This is a genomic window from Prevotella sp. oral taxon 299 str. F0039 (assembly GCF_000163055.2).
In the GTDB taxonomy this organism is placed as follows: Bacteria; Bacteroidota; Bacteroidia; order Bacteroidales; family Bacteroidaceae; genus Prevotella.
Genome location: NC_022111.1, coordinates 1,724,436 through 1,739,260, shown reverse-complemented (window position 1 = coordinate 1,739,260; position 14,825 = coordinate 1,724,436). Strand labels below are relative to the sequence as shown.

At 33.9% G+C, this 14,825-nt stretch carries 9 protein-coding genes; all 9 read right to left on the bottom strand.

Annotated elements, in window-relative coordinates:
- Positions 1 to 154: 154 nt before the first annotated feature.
- A complete protein-coding gene (locus tag HMPREF0669_RS09805) occupies positions 155 to 802 on the bottom strand; it encodes a hypothetical protein (protein WP_009228377.1) in 648 nt (215 codons plus the stop codon).
- A gap of 13 nt (positions 803 to 815) precedes the next feature.
- Positions 816 to 2,285 (bottom strand): leucine-rich repeat domain-containing protein, encoded by a 1,470-nt coding sequence (locus tag HMPREF0669_RS09800; RefSeq protein WP_020967441.1) that lies wholly within the window; start codon positions 2,283 to 2,285, stop codon positions 816 to 818.
- A 53-nt stretch (positions 2,286 to 2,338) separates the two neighbouring features.
- Positions 2,339 to 3,847: a hypothetical protein gene (locus HMPREF0669_RS09795; RefSeq protein ID WP_020967440.1), complete on the bottom strand. Its 1,509-nt coding sequence runs from the start codon at positions 3,845 to 3,847 to the stop codon at positions 2,339 to 2,341.
- A gap of 32 nt (positions 3,848 to 3,879) precedes the next feature.
- A complete protein-coding gene (locus HMPREF0669_RS09790; protein WP_009228374.1) occupies positions 3,880 to 4,566 on the bottom strand; it encodes a DUF4843 domain-containing protein in 687 nt (228 codons plus the stop codon).
- Between the two features lie 4 nt (positions 4,567 to 4,570).
- Entirely contained in the window at positions 4,571 to 6,004 is a 1,434-nt protein-coding gene (locus tag HMPREF0669_RS09785; RefSeq protein WP_009228373.1) for a RagB/SusD family nutrient uptake outer membrane protein, read from the bottom strand.
- A 7-nt stretch (positions 6,005 to 6,011) separates the two neighbouring features.
- A complete protein-coding gene (locus HMPREF0669_RS09780; protein ID WP_020967438.1) occupies positions 6,012 to 8,981 on the bottom strand; it encodes a SusC/RagA family TonB-linked outer membrane protein in 2,970 nt (989 codons plus the stop codon).
- A 939-nt stretch (positions 8,982 to 9,920) separates the two neighbouring features.
- The gene (locus HMPREF0669_RS09775; RefSeq protein WP_009228371.1) at positions 9,921 to 10,340 is read right to left on the bottom strand and encodes a hypothetical protein; all 420 of its coding nucleotides are present in this window, start codon (positions 10,338 to 10,340) and stop codon (positions 9,921 to 9,923) included.
- A gap of 189 nt (positions 10,341 to 10,529) precedes the next feature.
- The gene (locus HMPREF0669_RS09770; protein ID WP_232236466.1) at positions 10,530 to 12,935 is read right to left on the bottom strand and encodes a C10 family peptidase; all 2,406 of its coding nucleotides are present in this window, start codon (positions 12,933 to 12,935) and stop codon (positions 10,530 to 10,532) included.
- Positions 12,936 to 13,313: 378 nt separating this feature from the next.
- A complete protein-coding gene (locus HMPREF0669_RS09760; RefSeq protein WP_198024630.1) occupies positions 13,314 to 14,726 on the bottom strand; it encodes an alpha-amylase family protein in 1,413 nt (470 codons plus the stop codon).
- Between the last annotated feature and the right edge of the window lie 99 nt (positions 14,727 to 14,825).

Below are 14,825 nucleotides of genomic sequence, written 5' to 3'. Positions count from 1 at the left end.
TAAACGTTAGATAAATATAAAAAGAAATGATTTTATGTTTTATTTTCAGGCATCAAAACACTTCTTTATATTAGTAATTATTATTTTTCTTAATGTAAATATTATGAGTTTTATATCTATAGAGTTATCTACTTTACCACTCTATTTCCGTTTCTTATCTTTTTATAATTTTCTTTTGAGCTACTATATATACGCCTTTAGGAAGTGAATTAAAGGCAGATAAAGAGCCAACCTCTATCCCTTGAAGATTGTATATCTTATCGTTTGAGGTGTTCGGGGTTATCACTTGTTCGATACCACTTATAACATTAGGCTCTATATGCACAACAATTCTGCGCACTTTACTCGTACTGTTCTTACTTGTATATTTGAGTTCAACCCCCGTAGCCTTACTTGTGTAGTGTGCATTGTCGTAGGATGCATGCACATCATACGGGTCTTGGGGGTTATTTAGGTCGAACGTATATTCGTCTTCAAGCTCAAAATCTACACCAACAATTTTAAATCCACGAGGTGCAGAGATTGTTATTGAATTTTTAGGATATATCACCAAAGAGCCACCAGATAGTTTATTATAATAATTCTCATGAAGTTTTTGATTGGTAATAATTACTCCTTCTTGATTTATCTGTATGGTTTCGTCGAGTTTACTATTGTTGGCACTACCACCAGAAGAGGCAGTTGGTAAGTTCCAAGGGTTCGCTTGAAAATCGAAAAGCACATCTTTTGCTTTCAGTTGTGCAAACAAACAAAACAAAAGAACTAAAACACTTAGGATTTTTTTTGTATTAAAAAGAATCATAACTTATAATATTTTAATGATTTGACATGATGTTTTTAAAGCCATGAGCTTCCCAATTGGCATTTTTATAAGCTTCTATCGACTGTGAAGGAACCTTTAATGTTTTGTTTAAAGGTGTTTTTGCAAAGCTTGTTTTCACTGTGTTTGGAGGCGTATTTGCCATAATTGTAACAGTAGCAAGTTTGCTACAACCCGTGAACGCATTTAGTTTTATGTCTGTTAAGGTAGAGGGTAAAACTATATTTTCTAGCGATGTGCAATTTAAGAAAGTAGCAATATCAATAACAGAAACACCTTCTGGAATATTGATAGACGATAAATTCTTACAATTTTGGAAAGCTCTATTGTGAATAAGATTAACACTTGCAGGTAAAACAACCGATGTTAAAGCGGTACATTCTTGAAAAACTCCACCAGAGACAGCCTTTATTTTGGAAGGAAGTGTAACACTAGTCAATGCCGAGCAGCCACTAAAAGCACGTCTTTCTATGATTTCTAAATTCTCAGGGAATTCTATTTTGCTCAAAGACTTGCAACCTTCAAAAGCATCATCGTCTATGATTAAAAGACTTGCAGGTAGTTTTACATTGTTTAATTTATTGCAGTCTCTAAACATTGTTTTCTCTATTTTGGTAATACCTTCGGGCAATTCAATATCTTCTAACGAGCTACATTTATTAAATACATTATCCTTTAATGTTTTAATGCTTTTAGGTAAGGTGATATGAGCTAACGATGTGCAACCTTGAAACATTGACTCTCCTAACATTGGCAAGCCCTCTTGTAAAACAACATTTTGCAAACTGGTGCATTGAGCAAAAGCATTTGGTGCAATATGGACAAGTGTTTTTGGCACAACAAGATGCTCTAATTTGTGACATTGATAAAAAGCTCCCTCTCCTATACTATCAATTCCTTCAGGAAATACAATAGATTGAAGAGCATTGCAATAAGCAAAAGCATCTTGTGCTATGAATTTTAATGTACTAGGAAATACGATCTCCTTGATGGGAGTCTTCATAAACACCTCAACACCGATACCTTCTATACCTTCGGGAAGTACAATTTTTCCATTGGCAGGAATGCTGTTTATGGGCCATTGCTTAAGGATATGATTTTCTATCACCACATCTTTAGGAAGAGGTGTAACAACTTCACTTACCAAAATGGTTAAAATATCTTGTTCAAGACTTTCATTATCTTTTATTGTAAGATGCGCTATTCCATGAGAAAGTGCCTCTATATGCAGATTGTTACCTATAATTGTGGCTTTTACTATTGATTCATTTTCATTTGTAAGAGTAAAAGATCCACTTCCTGAAGTTAGTTCTATATTCTTCACTTCGCTAGGAGTTAATCTTAGTAATTTGGTTGAAAGACTAAAAGGTACATTTTCTTCACCATCTTTACAGGCGAGGAAACAAGTTATGAACATAACAATAAGAACTGCAAAGTAGCTTTTTTGCTTTATTTTTTGTATCATTTTTTTTATAGATTTGTTAATATACATAAGTAGAAAATATATCTTTATTGCATCTAAAATCGTTCAGAAGATTCTAAACCATTGCCTTTATAAATCAATTTGACAACTTTTCCACCCACTTTCTCATCTTTTTTCGTTACAGATCCTTTTTCTTTATCGGAAACATTACAAATGAATAAGGTAGCACACACATTCTTTGGTGCGTTAATATCTTCTGCTGCAACATACATTTCTTTGACATTATAAGGATTAAACACTATTTGTTTGACCTTATATTGCGCTCCTAACGATAAATAAGGAGTAGTTGAAAAATGATTACTTTCAAAGTTATAAACAAAAATATTTCCTTTATTGTCGCTGTAATACACAAAAGGTTTTACAGGATTTACAGCTATTGCACTGGTTACAAGAATGTTTCCTGTGGCATCAACATCATTTACTAATTGTTCTTTTCCATGCTTATTAGCAGGAACAAAGCGATAAATGTGTGTTTGTTCGCCCTCTTTTGTAACTAAAAGAGCTTGTTGTGGCTCATAACGAGCGTCGCTTTGAGGCGACGAATACACACCATTACAAGCCAAAAGAGCCATACCTTCACCCTTACAAACATAGCTTCCTACCTGTGTTTCACTAAGTCCACTCACATAAATCATACGCTTTGAATTGTTATCAAAATATACTTTCAACATATCTTGAGGCGTTGTATTAAGTGAACAAGCGATATCTGCTAATCTTGTTCCTTGTGGAATTTCGTGCTTACGTCTACCTAATGTGAACTCACGATTATGAGTTAGAGTGTATTCTCGACCTCCACCAACAAAGCAAATCACATCCCCCTCTTTATCCCACATAAAGTTTTGGCTTCCAAAAGGAACAAAAATATGATTAGGAACAAAAGTTCCTTCACCTTTATAGTTCACCTCTGTTTTTACTTTCAACGTTCCTCCATCTAATATAAAGGTGTGTTGTGGGTTATCAGAGCTTATCACTACTTCTAAACCATTTGATAAATCGTTTATATTTTTAGGGTTTGTTATGCCCTCACCTGTCCAACATAAGCTTAAAGGAGTGGCGCCTAAAGAAAGTGTTGGATTCCTTAATTTAAAAACATTGTGAAGTATTGGATAGTTTAGATTATGTAAATCTTTATAGGAAACCACACTTCCTTCATCTGTTTGAGATAGTAATAATAATCCTTTCTCAAAACTATTCAGTACATAAAGCTTAAATTCTTTAATTTCAGTTTTCCCATTATAGAGAACTTTCAAATATCCATCTAATATTCCAGGCGTATCGCATACATATTTTAATGTAGCTTCTTGCCCCACAACCTTATAGTTAATAATCCATTCAAACAAAGCTTTATCTTTCACTCCACTGCCAAAAACTAGTTCAGGAGTTAATTCTAAAGTTTCATTCAGTTGCTTACTATATTCTGATGCTAATCCTTTAATTGCATCAAGAGACGCTGTTTGTTCATGTAAGTCTGTTTTTTCTGAACACGATAAGCATGTTAGAGAGAGTAACAAACTTAATGTCAATAGTTTTTTTGTTATTTTCATTTCGTTATTTGTATAATAAAGTTTATTATTTTTTACACGGGCCAAGTTACAGAAGGAAAAATAATGCCTTCGTATGGATGCTCATTAAAAAAGCTTTTAATTCTTTTAAAGGTTCTCAATATCTCATATTGATGGTCTTTTATCTCTTCTATTGTTAGTGTAGAACCTGTTAATTCTATATATTTTTGATATTTTGCAGGGTGATATTCGCCCAGCCAATAGCTTAATTCCGACCACCATAAAGGCTTTTCTAGTTGATTATTAAATGTGATTGTGTGTGTACTTAATTCTGATACACTGGCAGGTAAAGCTCCTTTATTTGAGATGCGAATCACTATTTTATATGTTTTTTCAAAAGAAAGTGCACTCCTATTTATGTTTATCAATAAGGTGTCGTGCCATAAACCTGCTTTCCACACACGCTCTAAATCGGGTTTTTCTGCCTCAATACCCCAACGCACATTGGTTAAAGTTGTATCTATTGATAAACTATAATGCTTATTGTCAGTACTTACAAATCCTGTTTTCTCTAACACCACCTTCACTTGTATATTTTTTTTGTTAAGAGGTAAGGCACCAAAGGCATAGTGTTCAGACGCTGTTGTAAAGTTAATTCCTTCTTTACCTTGATAAACAAACGACTCATCTGTTGTGCATGAGTTCATAAAACATGCTCCCAAGATGGCATAGAACATCAATAGAATATTTATTTTTTTCATGCCTTTAAGGATTATAAGTTAGGTTTTCAGATACAGGTATCGGCAAAATAAAAGTACTATTATTTGCAGAATGCACCTTTCCATGCAAGCCTTGCAAAGGCAAGTTAAAGCGTTTATAGGTAAAAAACACTTGTCCTTCTCCCCAATACTCTTTTGTTATTTCGTTCACTAACAATTGGGTAAATAGTTGTTTATTGCTTACATCACTCACCTCAATTGGCTTTAACCCTCTCGATACCAGTACTTTATTAAGCATTTTCACACTTTCTTGCTTATCTACATCATAGCTCGCTTCTGCTAATATATAATACATTTCAGGTAAACGAATGATATTAATACTGGGGAAACGCCCTTGTAAAGGAGTTTGTTGTTCATCGTAATCCTTATCATATAGTTTAGATAACACTACAACAGACTTACCCCAATTGGTTAAAGTGAAGTAACTTTGAAAACGATAGTCGTTATTGGTTGCCGTAAAGGTGTGTGAACTAAATATTTTTCGATAATTATCTCTTACTTTATTGAAACGTTCTGTTGCACGAGGAGGGAAACAAGTGTTGCGTACATCTATATACATTTGGGGCGCATGGAGCGCAAATATACATTCGGTCTTTGCGTTGTAACCTCTAAAAAGGTCTAATAATTGCTCTTCTTTTGCCAACTCATAACCTTCTTTTATTACTTTTTTTGCCCACAAAGAGGCTTCTTGGAGTTTATTTTGCCATAGATAAGCACGAGCAAGGAGGGCTTTTACTGCATTATGAGAAAGGTATAAAAACGAGGGATTTCTATGCGCTAACACCATTTTTCCTGCGTCCTTACTTTCTAATGATGTGTAGATACTATCTGCAATGAGTAGGTCTTTGGTAACTAACTCATACCCTTCTTTTACAGATACCACTGGCTGTGGAGCACTACTAAATGTTTTTACATACGGAATAGCCCTACTATCTGCCTGCATTATAGTAGGTGCAAACAAACGCAAGAGATCCAAATGCAGCATAGCTCTCAACCCATAAGCCTCAGCTCTCATTGCTTCAAGTCCCTTTATCTTGCGATGTTCACTCTGTTCGAGCACACTATTCAAGCTAGAAATACAAAAATAAGCCTGCGACCAAATTGCATTTATACGATTTCTCACTAAAGGATGTGTATATTGAAGGTCGTATGTTCGGGTTAAAAAAGTCTCGTTTGCTTGCTCTTCGTTTTCATAAAGTTGAGCAATCTCATCTATAAAACTATATGATAGTTCTTTTCCATATAACGACGGAGCTGCCATCGAAGCATAAACTCCCGCCATTGCATCTACAAACCCTTGCCTATTTTGAAACAACTGCTCGTTATTAAGTAGTCCTGGTGTATCTATATCTACAAAAGAGCACTCCATACAAAGCATTGAAAAAACAATGTTGACGATAATATAAATAAGTTTCTTCATGTTTCTTTTATAGTTTTAGTTGGAAATCAAGCTCATATACATGGGCAAAAGGATAATCTAACCCTCTTTCTCGTTTAATACTTGAGAGGTAAAAAAACTGTCCTAATGAAAAAGAAACTTTCATATCACTCACTTTTAGCTGCTTGCAAAGTTTTTGAGAAAAGATATAACTTAGCATAACACTTGTTCCCTCGAGCGTATATTCTTTAGCAACAAACCTTGAAGAAGGCACAACTGTTCCATTCCAAGCAACATTCCTAAACTTCACGATATCTCCTTCTTGTTTCCAACGAGCAAAAAATGCCCGTTCGTCTACATTGTTCGTTGGGTCTGCCCCCTCTACTTTGGTTGCTAAAGTGTGATTATATTGTGTTGCGCCTAAACGATAAACAAAGGTAGAAGATAATGAGAATGAGCCATAATTGGCATTTAAGCCCACGCTTCCTTGCGCTTTTGGACTAGTATCGCCCACAACGATTCTGTCGTTATAATGATATAAATAGGTGAGAGAACCATCTTTCTTTAAGAACAACTCTTTGCCATTTGCAGGATTGATACCTGCCGATGCCATCACCTTTAAGGCTGTTAACGACTCTCCTTCTGCATAGATTGGCACTGGAAGACGATTTTCTTTGGCTGCATTTTGTGCATTATGATTAGTTAAGGCGTTATTTATTTTGAGAATTTTATTTGTATTATGCGAAAAGGTTAGATAGCCATTTAGAGCAAACTCTCTATTTTTAACGAGTGTTCCTCTTAACGACAACTCTATTCCTTTATTGAGAATACTTCCTAAATTCTGTTTGGCTTCGCTAAAACCTGTATGTAATGGGGTTGCAACAGTCATCACCAAGTCGGTTGTTACATTACGATACAGGTCTAAAGAACCACTTAAACGCTCGTTTAATAGCGAGAAATCTATTCCCAAATTGGTTTTAAGAGTACGTTCCCACTTTAAGTCTTTATTTACCATTGCTACAGGGATTGCACCTATATCCTCGTTATATACTAATCGAGATTGGTATTTATAGCTCAATTGTGCTTGATAAGCACTAAAGCCTATCTTACCTACTATTCCACTACTAGCACGCAATTTTAATAAAGAAAAGGGTGAATGGTGCATAAATGGTTCATTATGTATGTTCCATGCTACACCCATTGTGGCAAAAGGAGCATATCGATGGTTAGAACCAAACTTTGAACTACCTTCTCTTCGATAAGATAAATCTACGAAATAAGTATTCCTAAAACTGTATGTAGCATTTAAATAGGCTCCTAGCAGATGTGCTTTTTCTTGCGATCCTAATGGTGTTGCCCCCTCTGCAAAGGCTATAGATTGCGCCACATCGTTTGCTTTATCGCTCAAAACTCCTTGGGTAGAAAACCCATCAGCTTGACTATTCGTTGCCTGCAGATTAGCTCCCATCACAAGATTTATATGATGTTCTTCCTCTTTTCCTAATAGTTTATTCCAAATTAGAAATGTATTAGCCGAGAAATCACTGGTTGTTCCATGTAAGATGTCGAAACTTCCACGTTTTAGTTTAGGTAAATGAATGAAACGAACTGATAAGGGAGAGTAAAATGTATTATCGTTATCCACACGATATGTGTGAGATGCATTCGCTTCTACACGCCAGTTTTTTCTTAAAACTTTCCTTATTTTGAGATGATTACTAAGATATAAGTTTTTATGATTTATATAACTATTTAGTTGTTGCTCGTAAAGTGGATTAGCCTTTCCAAAGGATAACTCGTTAATTAAATTTCCATCAGTATCATAAGGAGTATCATAAGGATTTAATGTTGCATAATGAGAGAAGTTATTGTATGGGACATCACTCGAAGAGGTATATTCTATTCGACCTGTATATTGCAGAAAAAGTTTGTCCCAATTGCCATAACTAAGACTTACTCGTAAATCTTTACTATTACGATTACTTTTCTTCATCACTCCTTGTGTATAACTTAATCCTCCTAAAAGGCTATATCGAAAAGTACTATTACCACCCGTTAAAGTGATATTATGACGTTGATTGAGTCCTAATCGTAAGGGCATTTTAAGCCAATTGGTATTTATTCCACTATTTACTCTATTGCTTTTTTCATAGTAACTCTTTTGCCTTTCAATATCGGTTTTATCATTTCCTAAGAAAGAGCCGTAAAGTCCTGCTTCTTTTTCGTAAGCAAGTTTACTAGCAGCATTAAGTAAATGATAACTAGAAAGATTGGCATTTGAAAGTTGAAATTGACTTGAATAATCCATTTGTAACTTTCCTTCTCTTGTAGGTGATGATGTAATAACAATAACACCATTAGCTGCTTTTGCTCCATAAAAGATGGTTGCTGCTGCATCTTTTAAGATAGAAACTTTCTCAATGGAACTTATTCTAAGATTAAAAACAACACCAATATCTACCTCTACTCCATCTAAAATAAATAAAGGGAGGTTTGTATTGTTTCCTTCAACAAAACCACTGCGCCCTCTAAGAAGCATTTCTGGAATAATATTGGGATTAGAACCTTGCTTTATATTTTCATTTAATTCAAAACCTGGGGTGTTTCGGGCAATTAAATCTAATAAGTTGGTGTTTACTTGCTGGCTTAATTGTGCCTTATCGATTACGAAACTTGAGCCTGAATAGCCTTCTTTGCTTTTATTCACAAAACCTGTTATTACTACATTTTGTAGCTGTTCTGTATTTTCTTTTAGCACAAATCGAAGCGTATGCTGGTTGTTTTGCAGTGTTTGCACCTGCTCTTGATAGCCTAGGAAACGAGCTGTAAGGGTTATTTTTGAGATATCATGAGAAAACGAAAAGGTAAACCCTCCATTCACTTTCGTAGTTGTTTGAGCTATAACTTGATTATTTTGTTGAGCTATAACTAATGCTCCAACAAGTGGTGTTCCATCTTCGGCATATACATTTCCTGCTAATGAATGTTGAAATGTTTGTGCATATAATTTGGGAGACACCAAAGATGTTATCCATAAATAGCTACAAAATACTAAGAGTCTATATATATAATAATGTAAAAACTGCTTCTTCAATGGTTTCTTGTTATGATCCTAAATTTTTGGGTGCAAAGATAGCAAAATAACTGATATTACAAAATACTTAAAAATAGTGATTTTTTTTTTTGCTTTTTACGAGTCTTTCTTTGAGGTTAGAATGTACAATAACAAGTATTTTTTATTCTATTATTCTTGCCTTAACATAAAATACATTTGAATACAATAAGATCTGAATTCTGAGGAAATAACATTAAAGAATTATATCATTTAGATATTCAATTTAAGCTATTTTTGATGTCGCTATAATAGCATTGATATTACGATGCAAAAGTAATGCAATTAGGCCTTAATAGCAATGGAATTAGTAGACAAAAGCATTACTTTTTTTGTAGGATTTATAAGTTTTATAAATTAAAAGACATCGCTAAAACAACAATACTTCTTATGTCTCGCTTGTCTTTTCTATGTTAATATTGTCCATAAAATGCGAAGAAGCCATTCTACAATACCATTTCTTTTTATCTTATAAGATTTTATTATAGAAAGATATTAAGTGGATATTAAAATGTTAAAGATAAAAATCCTACTACTTATTTCTAGGTATTTTATCTTTTTATCTTTATGTTTTGTTCTCTATTCTTTTTTATATTTAGTGAAGCAAACATTTTATTCTCATTTTCTTGAATTGTATTCATTGCTAAAAGTAGAACCAACATTGTGGATGAATTATAATACAGAAAAAATAATAAATAACTTCTGTAAATAAATAGAGGTAATAAAATGCATTAAACTATCAATCACATGAAACTTGTATTGTATGTTTATAAAAAAAAATAAAGGCAATATATTTTTGAAACATATTGCCTTTATTTGAAATAACTAAAAATTTGTTTTGGTTATTTATTGATTTACAAATTGAATTCTCTTATTAAGTTTATCTAATTTCTTTTGTGTCTTTTCTATTTTCTTCTCTAGTTTTGTCAACTTTTTTTGTCCACAAGCCAACTTAGCATTCCACTTTCGCACCTCTTTTAATGCTTTAACATGTGCTTTTGCTTCTTTAGCTGTGCTAGATGCATCGGTAGTTGAATAAGTTGAAATGTTTGTATTGGCTTTTGCATTTGCCTCAATTGCTTTACTCTGCCATGTTTGCACATCTGCTAAAACCTTTTGATAATTAGTTTTAAGCTTATTCAAATCGGTGTTAAGTTTTAATACTTCTTGCTGTGCTTTGAGTCTTTTAAGCTCTGATTTATTCTCTGCAAAAGTGTAAGTAAAAGTAAATAGCATCACTAAAAATGCCAAAAATAAATTCTTCATACTGTTTGTTTTAATTAAATATTGCCCTATTTATATAAGTTATTGATTACAAAGATAGTAAAATATATTGAAATGAACAATACTTTTTTCTAAGTTTAATTCTCTCTATCTTTCTCTATGCTACTAAAGCACATGTTGGTATCTCAAGAAATAAATAAAAGCTCCCCAATAAAATGAGGAGCTTTTATTTTAATATTTATATACTTTCTGTCCATTCACTATATATACACCTGCTGGAAGTGATTGCCATGGGCTTTGTTGACGAATACCTTGCAGGTTATAAATAATAAAAGCTTTCTGTTTTGAGTTTTCTATTGTCTTAATTCCTGTTGGTGGAGCAATGCCATAGACCTTTAAGTAACGTGGTGTATTACTATCTATGCCTATATCAATGCGATTATTATTTTGCTCTAAATAAGCATATAACTGATAAAGCTGGTGTTCTTTTAAGCTAGAAAGATTTAAAACAGTCTTTGTTATATCAGAAATATTAAGAGTGGAGCTAGTCAATAACAAGTTATTGATGCTTGCCAGGTCTAGCATTTCACCTGTTTCTAAGTCTTTTGCACAATAAATAAGATTTCCTTTACAAGTTGAAATTCCGCCAACATCGGTCATCTTTAAATCCATAGAAAGAGCCACTTCAGTTTGATCTGCTCTATTAATCTCTTGTAAATACGTGGGCTGATTATTTATATAGAGTTGCATTTTCCGAACAGAAAGTAATCCTTGAGAAGGCTTAGGAAGTACTTCTATATCAAAATTTTGCAATCCTTCGACATCTTGAATATGTTGATTTCCTTGACTATCTCGATATATAAACTGTACATTCATTTTGTATTTTCCTGCAGAAATACTATCCTTTAGTCCTTCATCATTATAAGAAGAAGGAATATGAAGGGTTAATTGAGTCGTTCCATTACGCTGTATCACACTCACTTCTGAATTCATCGGAGGTGCATACAGGCGTTTTCTGTTAGTGCCTGCTAGTGTAAAGCGAAGATGTCCTCGATATTCTGTGTTGGAAATATTATGAATGGAGAAATTTAGATTACCTCCTTGAAGTCCATTTTCATACACATTTCGAATTAAACTAGGGCTATCTTGTAATGTAAATATGGGGTTCGGTGTTGGCGATATAATTGTAAAGCCTCGATTTTCCACCCTTATTTGTGCTTCGATTGCATTTTCAAAAGGTTGCCATTCTCCAAAAACATCTACTCCAGATATTAGTGCTTTAGAAACAGGAACGACACGATAAGTCCCTGTTTCTAGGTCGGATAAATCCCACATCCATCTTCGTAAGGTCATTCTCTGGGTTGAATTATCTAAAATAAGATTAAAAGGATATGAGATTATTTTTACTAAATCGTTTTGTTGATTATAAAAAGCCACTCCAAGATGGCCTACAAAAGATTTAGATGTACCTTTTTTTATTTTTGTAGTACCTATATCATAGAGTTCAACAATGACACTTTTATCGTTGTTAGAACTGTTCTTATTAAAAGAAAAGGTTTTTTCTGAATAGAATGTGAGACGCTTTTGAGAATCATTAAATAGTTCGTGTTGGCCATCACGAGGTCTTAATAATATCATTTCAGGGTCAACCCAGTATTTACCATTACCACCTCCTTCTCCAACTTCACCAACTCCTATCACAGAAAGGTCAAAATATCCATTATAGAATCCATACCAACCCCAGTTTACATGCACAAGTCCTTCTTCATTATATCCATCATAAACCCAAGCATGTGCGCCTCCTTTCCCTAAAACAGGATATCCTTTAGACAGTTCTTGTATAAGTTCTTCACGAAAAGTATTTGCACTCATACCTAAATTGCGGAAGTATTTTATATCATATTGAAAAGAATCTCGGAAGGCAATGGCGGCATCTTTTATGTATGCCCCACTACTATTTAGGCTATAAAGCATATTAACTGCAGTTCCAGCATCACGCATTAGAGTTGCAACCGCAGAAGCACTAGGACCTTTTTTCTCGTTATTATAAGTTTCTTTCATTAAATCCCAATCATAACTATCTTTTATTTGTGATAATTCTTGGGTATCTACAGGTGCATTTTTATAACGTTTTTGGGGCCATTTGTGAAAATACATGATCTGAGACATTGCAGTTGCAACGCAACCAGTAAGTGTACGCTTTGTTCTTTCTTGTGGAGTATAATTATTATAAGGTGTTGCTTGCCCCCATTTTGTTTTTGTTAATGGTTCTACTGCGGCATACTTTGTAATCTTAGGAGCTGTTATTTTACGTTTTCCCTCACGCACCTCTTTCACTATTTGCGTATAGTTTTTGAGTAAATCTACCATAGGTTGAGGCAATACTGCATTTTTCATATCCCCTTCTTCACTATATGCCACGAGTGAATTCATTTTACTTTCACCCGATATTATAACAAATCCTTTCCCTTTGGCATTATCAAATAAGTAAAAGGAAGGATTTTTTTCATTATCTATAGCTCGAGTTACAGCTGTAGATTTCTTAAGAATTGGATTACTTACATATTTAGATGCTAACAGCAAAGCCTGAGACTTACTAATTGGTTCTGCAATAATACTAGTATTAAATGCTAGCATTAAAACAAAACAAGCTAGCACTTTTTGTATTTTATGACAATATTTCATTTTGAGGATATATCCTTTTATTATTTTTCAGTTCTGCAAAGATACAAAAAACGAATGTAAGAACAAACAAGAACGCTTGTTGGCTCGTAACATGAACAGCTTATCTTTATCTTATTTTTATTTTAACATGAATGCATTGCACCCACGTTTAATCGTTGTTTTCTTTCTTATTATATACCAAAAGGATTTGCAACCCATCATAAAATCAAAGCTAACAATATTTTTCTTATAATAATGAGATGAACATAGTTTCGTTATTGATTCCTAAATATACATTATCCACCCTCTGAACTCAGAAAGTGGATAATGACAAATGATAAGCAAACTACTTTAACGAGAAAGAATATAAGAGGTTAAAGGTTTAAGTGTACCTTTCAATATTCCATGACTTACAACAAAAGTATTTTGATAAACCACGTCTTTATACTTCCCATTAGGCAACATAGTAGCAATACTTATGTTTTGAGGCGCAGAAGAAATATTTATAAGAGCTGTTCCTTTTTTTCCTCTCATCACCTCTACCACCTTACCTTCATTCGCATAAATTATCGTTTCTTTTTGTCCATGCATTGCTTTTCGAAATTTATTAACTGCCACAACCTCTGGATGAAGAAAAGCATCATTACCTTTTTTGCCAACAATATTATTACCCCATACATTATCTAACGTACTACCATCAGGACGACTATAAAACAATGGTGTACCAAACTGACGAGCAGTGATGAATACCCAGCCCATACGAACCTGCGAATCTGTCAGACCTGCGCTTTCATGATCATTACAATAAGTATCATGAGACTCTACCCAAGTGATCAATTTCTGAGGTTCTACAGGGTGACAATAGTTTGTTATATCATTGATCTTCCACTCATGACCCTCAAGTGCATGTCGTATACACCAACCTAAAGTGCTTGCTGTAACGCCTCCGATCATATCTGCATATTCTTTTTCTTTAACATTAGCATCTTGCAACACCTCACCATACATAAAAAGACTATCATTCGGAAGAGCTAGTCGCAACCCTTTAACATCTTTACGTCCTGTTACTACATCCCAAAAGTCGTTTTCGGGCGATTTTGAGTCTTTCGGATCGCTAGGTAAACCGATGTGTTTTGCTGTATCATAACGGAATCCACGAACGCCACAAGATAGTAAATCATTTACGTATGTAAGATAATAATGCTGAAAGTCTGGGTTTTCTGTATTTACATCAGGCAGTCCTCCCATCTGTCCCGTTGTACATTGCAAGCGATCATTATAATCTTTTATTTCTGTTAAGCCATTCGCATGGTATAAATTTTCGTGTCCTCCCACCGCTAAATCTAAAGCATCTTCAACTTGGCAGTCGTTAACTGCAGTATGGTTAGGTAGCACATCCACTATAATACGTATGCCATAACGCTTAGCCTCTTTGCAGAGTGCTATCAAATCGTCACGTGTTCCCATTTGATAATTACCGATCTTCCAATCTGTTGGTTGATATTGATAATACCATTTACCATGTCCATAGAGTTGATTACCTCCTCCTTTATCACCTTTAACCTCAGTTACACAATGTTGGGCAGGCGAAGTTTGTACAATTGTGTAACCTGCTTTCGCTATTTTAGGCAGATTCTCTCTAATAGTATTAAATGACCAGCACCAAGCATGTAATATAACTTCATCATTAGATACTGTTTTATGAGCTTTAATTCCTTGTAAAACCAAACAACTAAGAGCCATTATCAAAAAAAACTTCTTCATTTTTATCATTAGGATTATTTTTTATTTTATTATTACCATTTATTGCGAAGATATAAAATAACTTACCAAAAAGCAAAAGAATTTATTCTTTTTACTTCA

Coding starts and splice junctions, on each gene's coding strand:
- HMPREF0669_RS09805 (WP_009228377.1), bottom strand. CDS start 802: ATGATTCTTTTTAATACAAAAAAAATCCTAAGTGTTTTAGTTCTTTTG.
- HMPREF0669_RS09800 (WP_020967441.1), bottom strand. CDS start 2,285: ATGATACAAAAAATAAAGCAAAAAAGCTACTTTGCAGTTCTTATTGTT.
- HMPREF0669_RS09795 (WP_020967440.1), bottom strand. CDS start 3,847: ATGAAAATAACAAAAAAACTATTGACATTAAGTTTGTTACTCTCTCTA.
- HMPREF0669_RS09790 (WP_009228374.1), bottom strand. CDS start 4,566: ATGAAAAAAATAAATATTCTATTGATGTTCTATGCCATCTTGGGAGCA.
- HMPREF0669_RS09785 (WP_009228373.1), bottom strand. CDS start 6,004: ATGAAGAAACTTATTTATATTATCGTCAACATTGTTTTTTCAATGCTT.
- HMPREF0669_RS09775 (WP_009228371.1), bottom strand. CDS start 10,340: ATGAAGAATTTATTTTTGGCATTTTTAGTGATGCTATTTACTTTTACT.
- HMPREF0669_RS09770 (WP_232236466.1), bottom strand. CDS start 12,935: ATGCTAGCATTTAATACTAGTATTATTGCAGAACCAATTAGTAAGTCT.
- HMPREF0669_RS09760 (WP_198024630.1), bottom strand. CDS start 14,726: ATGAAGAAGTTTTTTTTGATAATGGCTCTTAGTTGTTTGGTTTTACAA.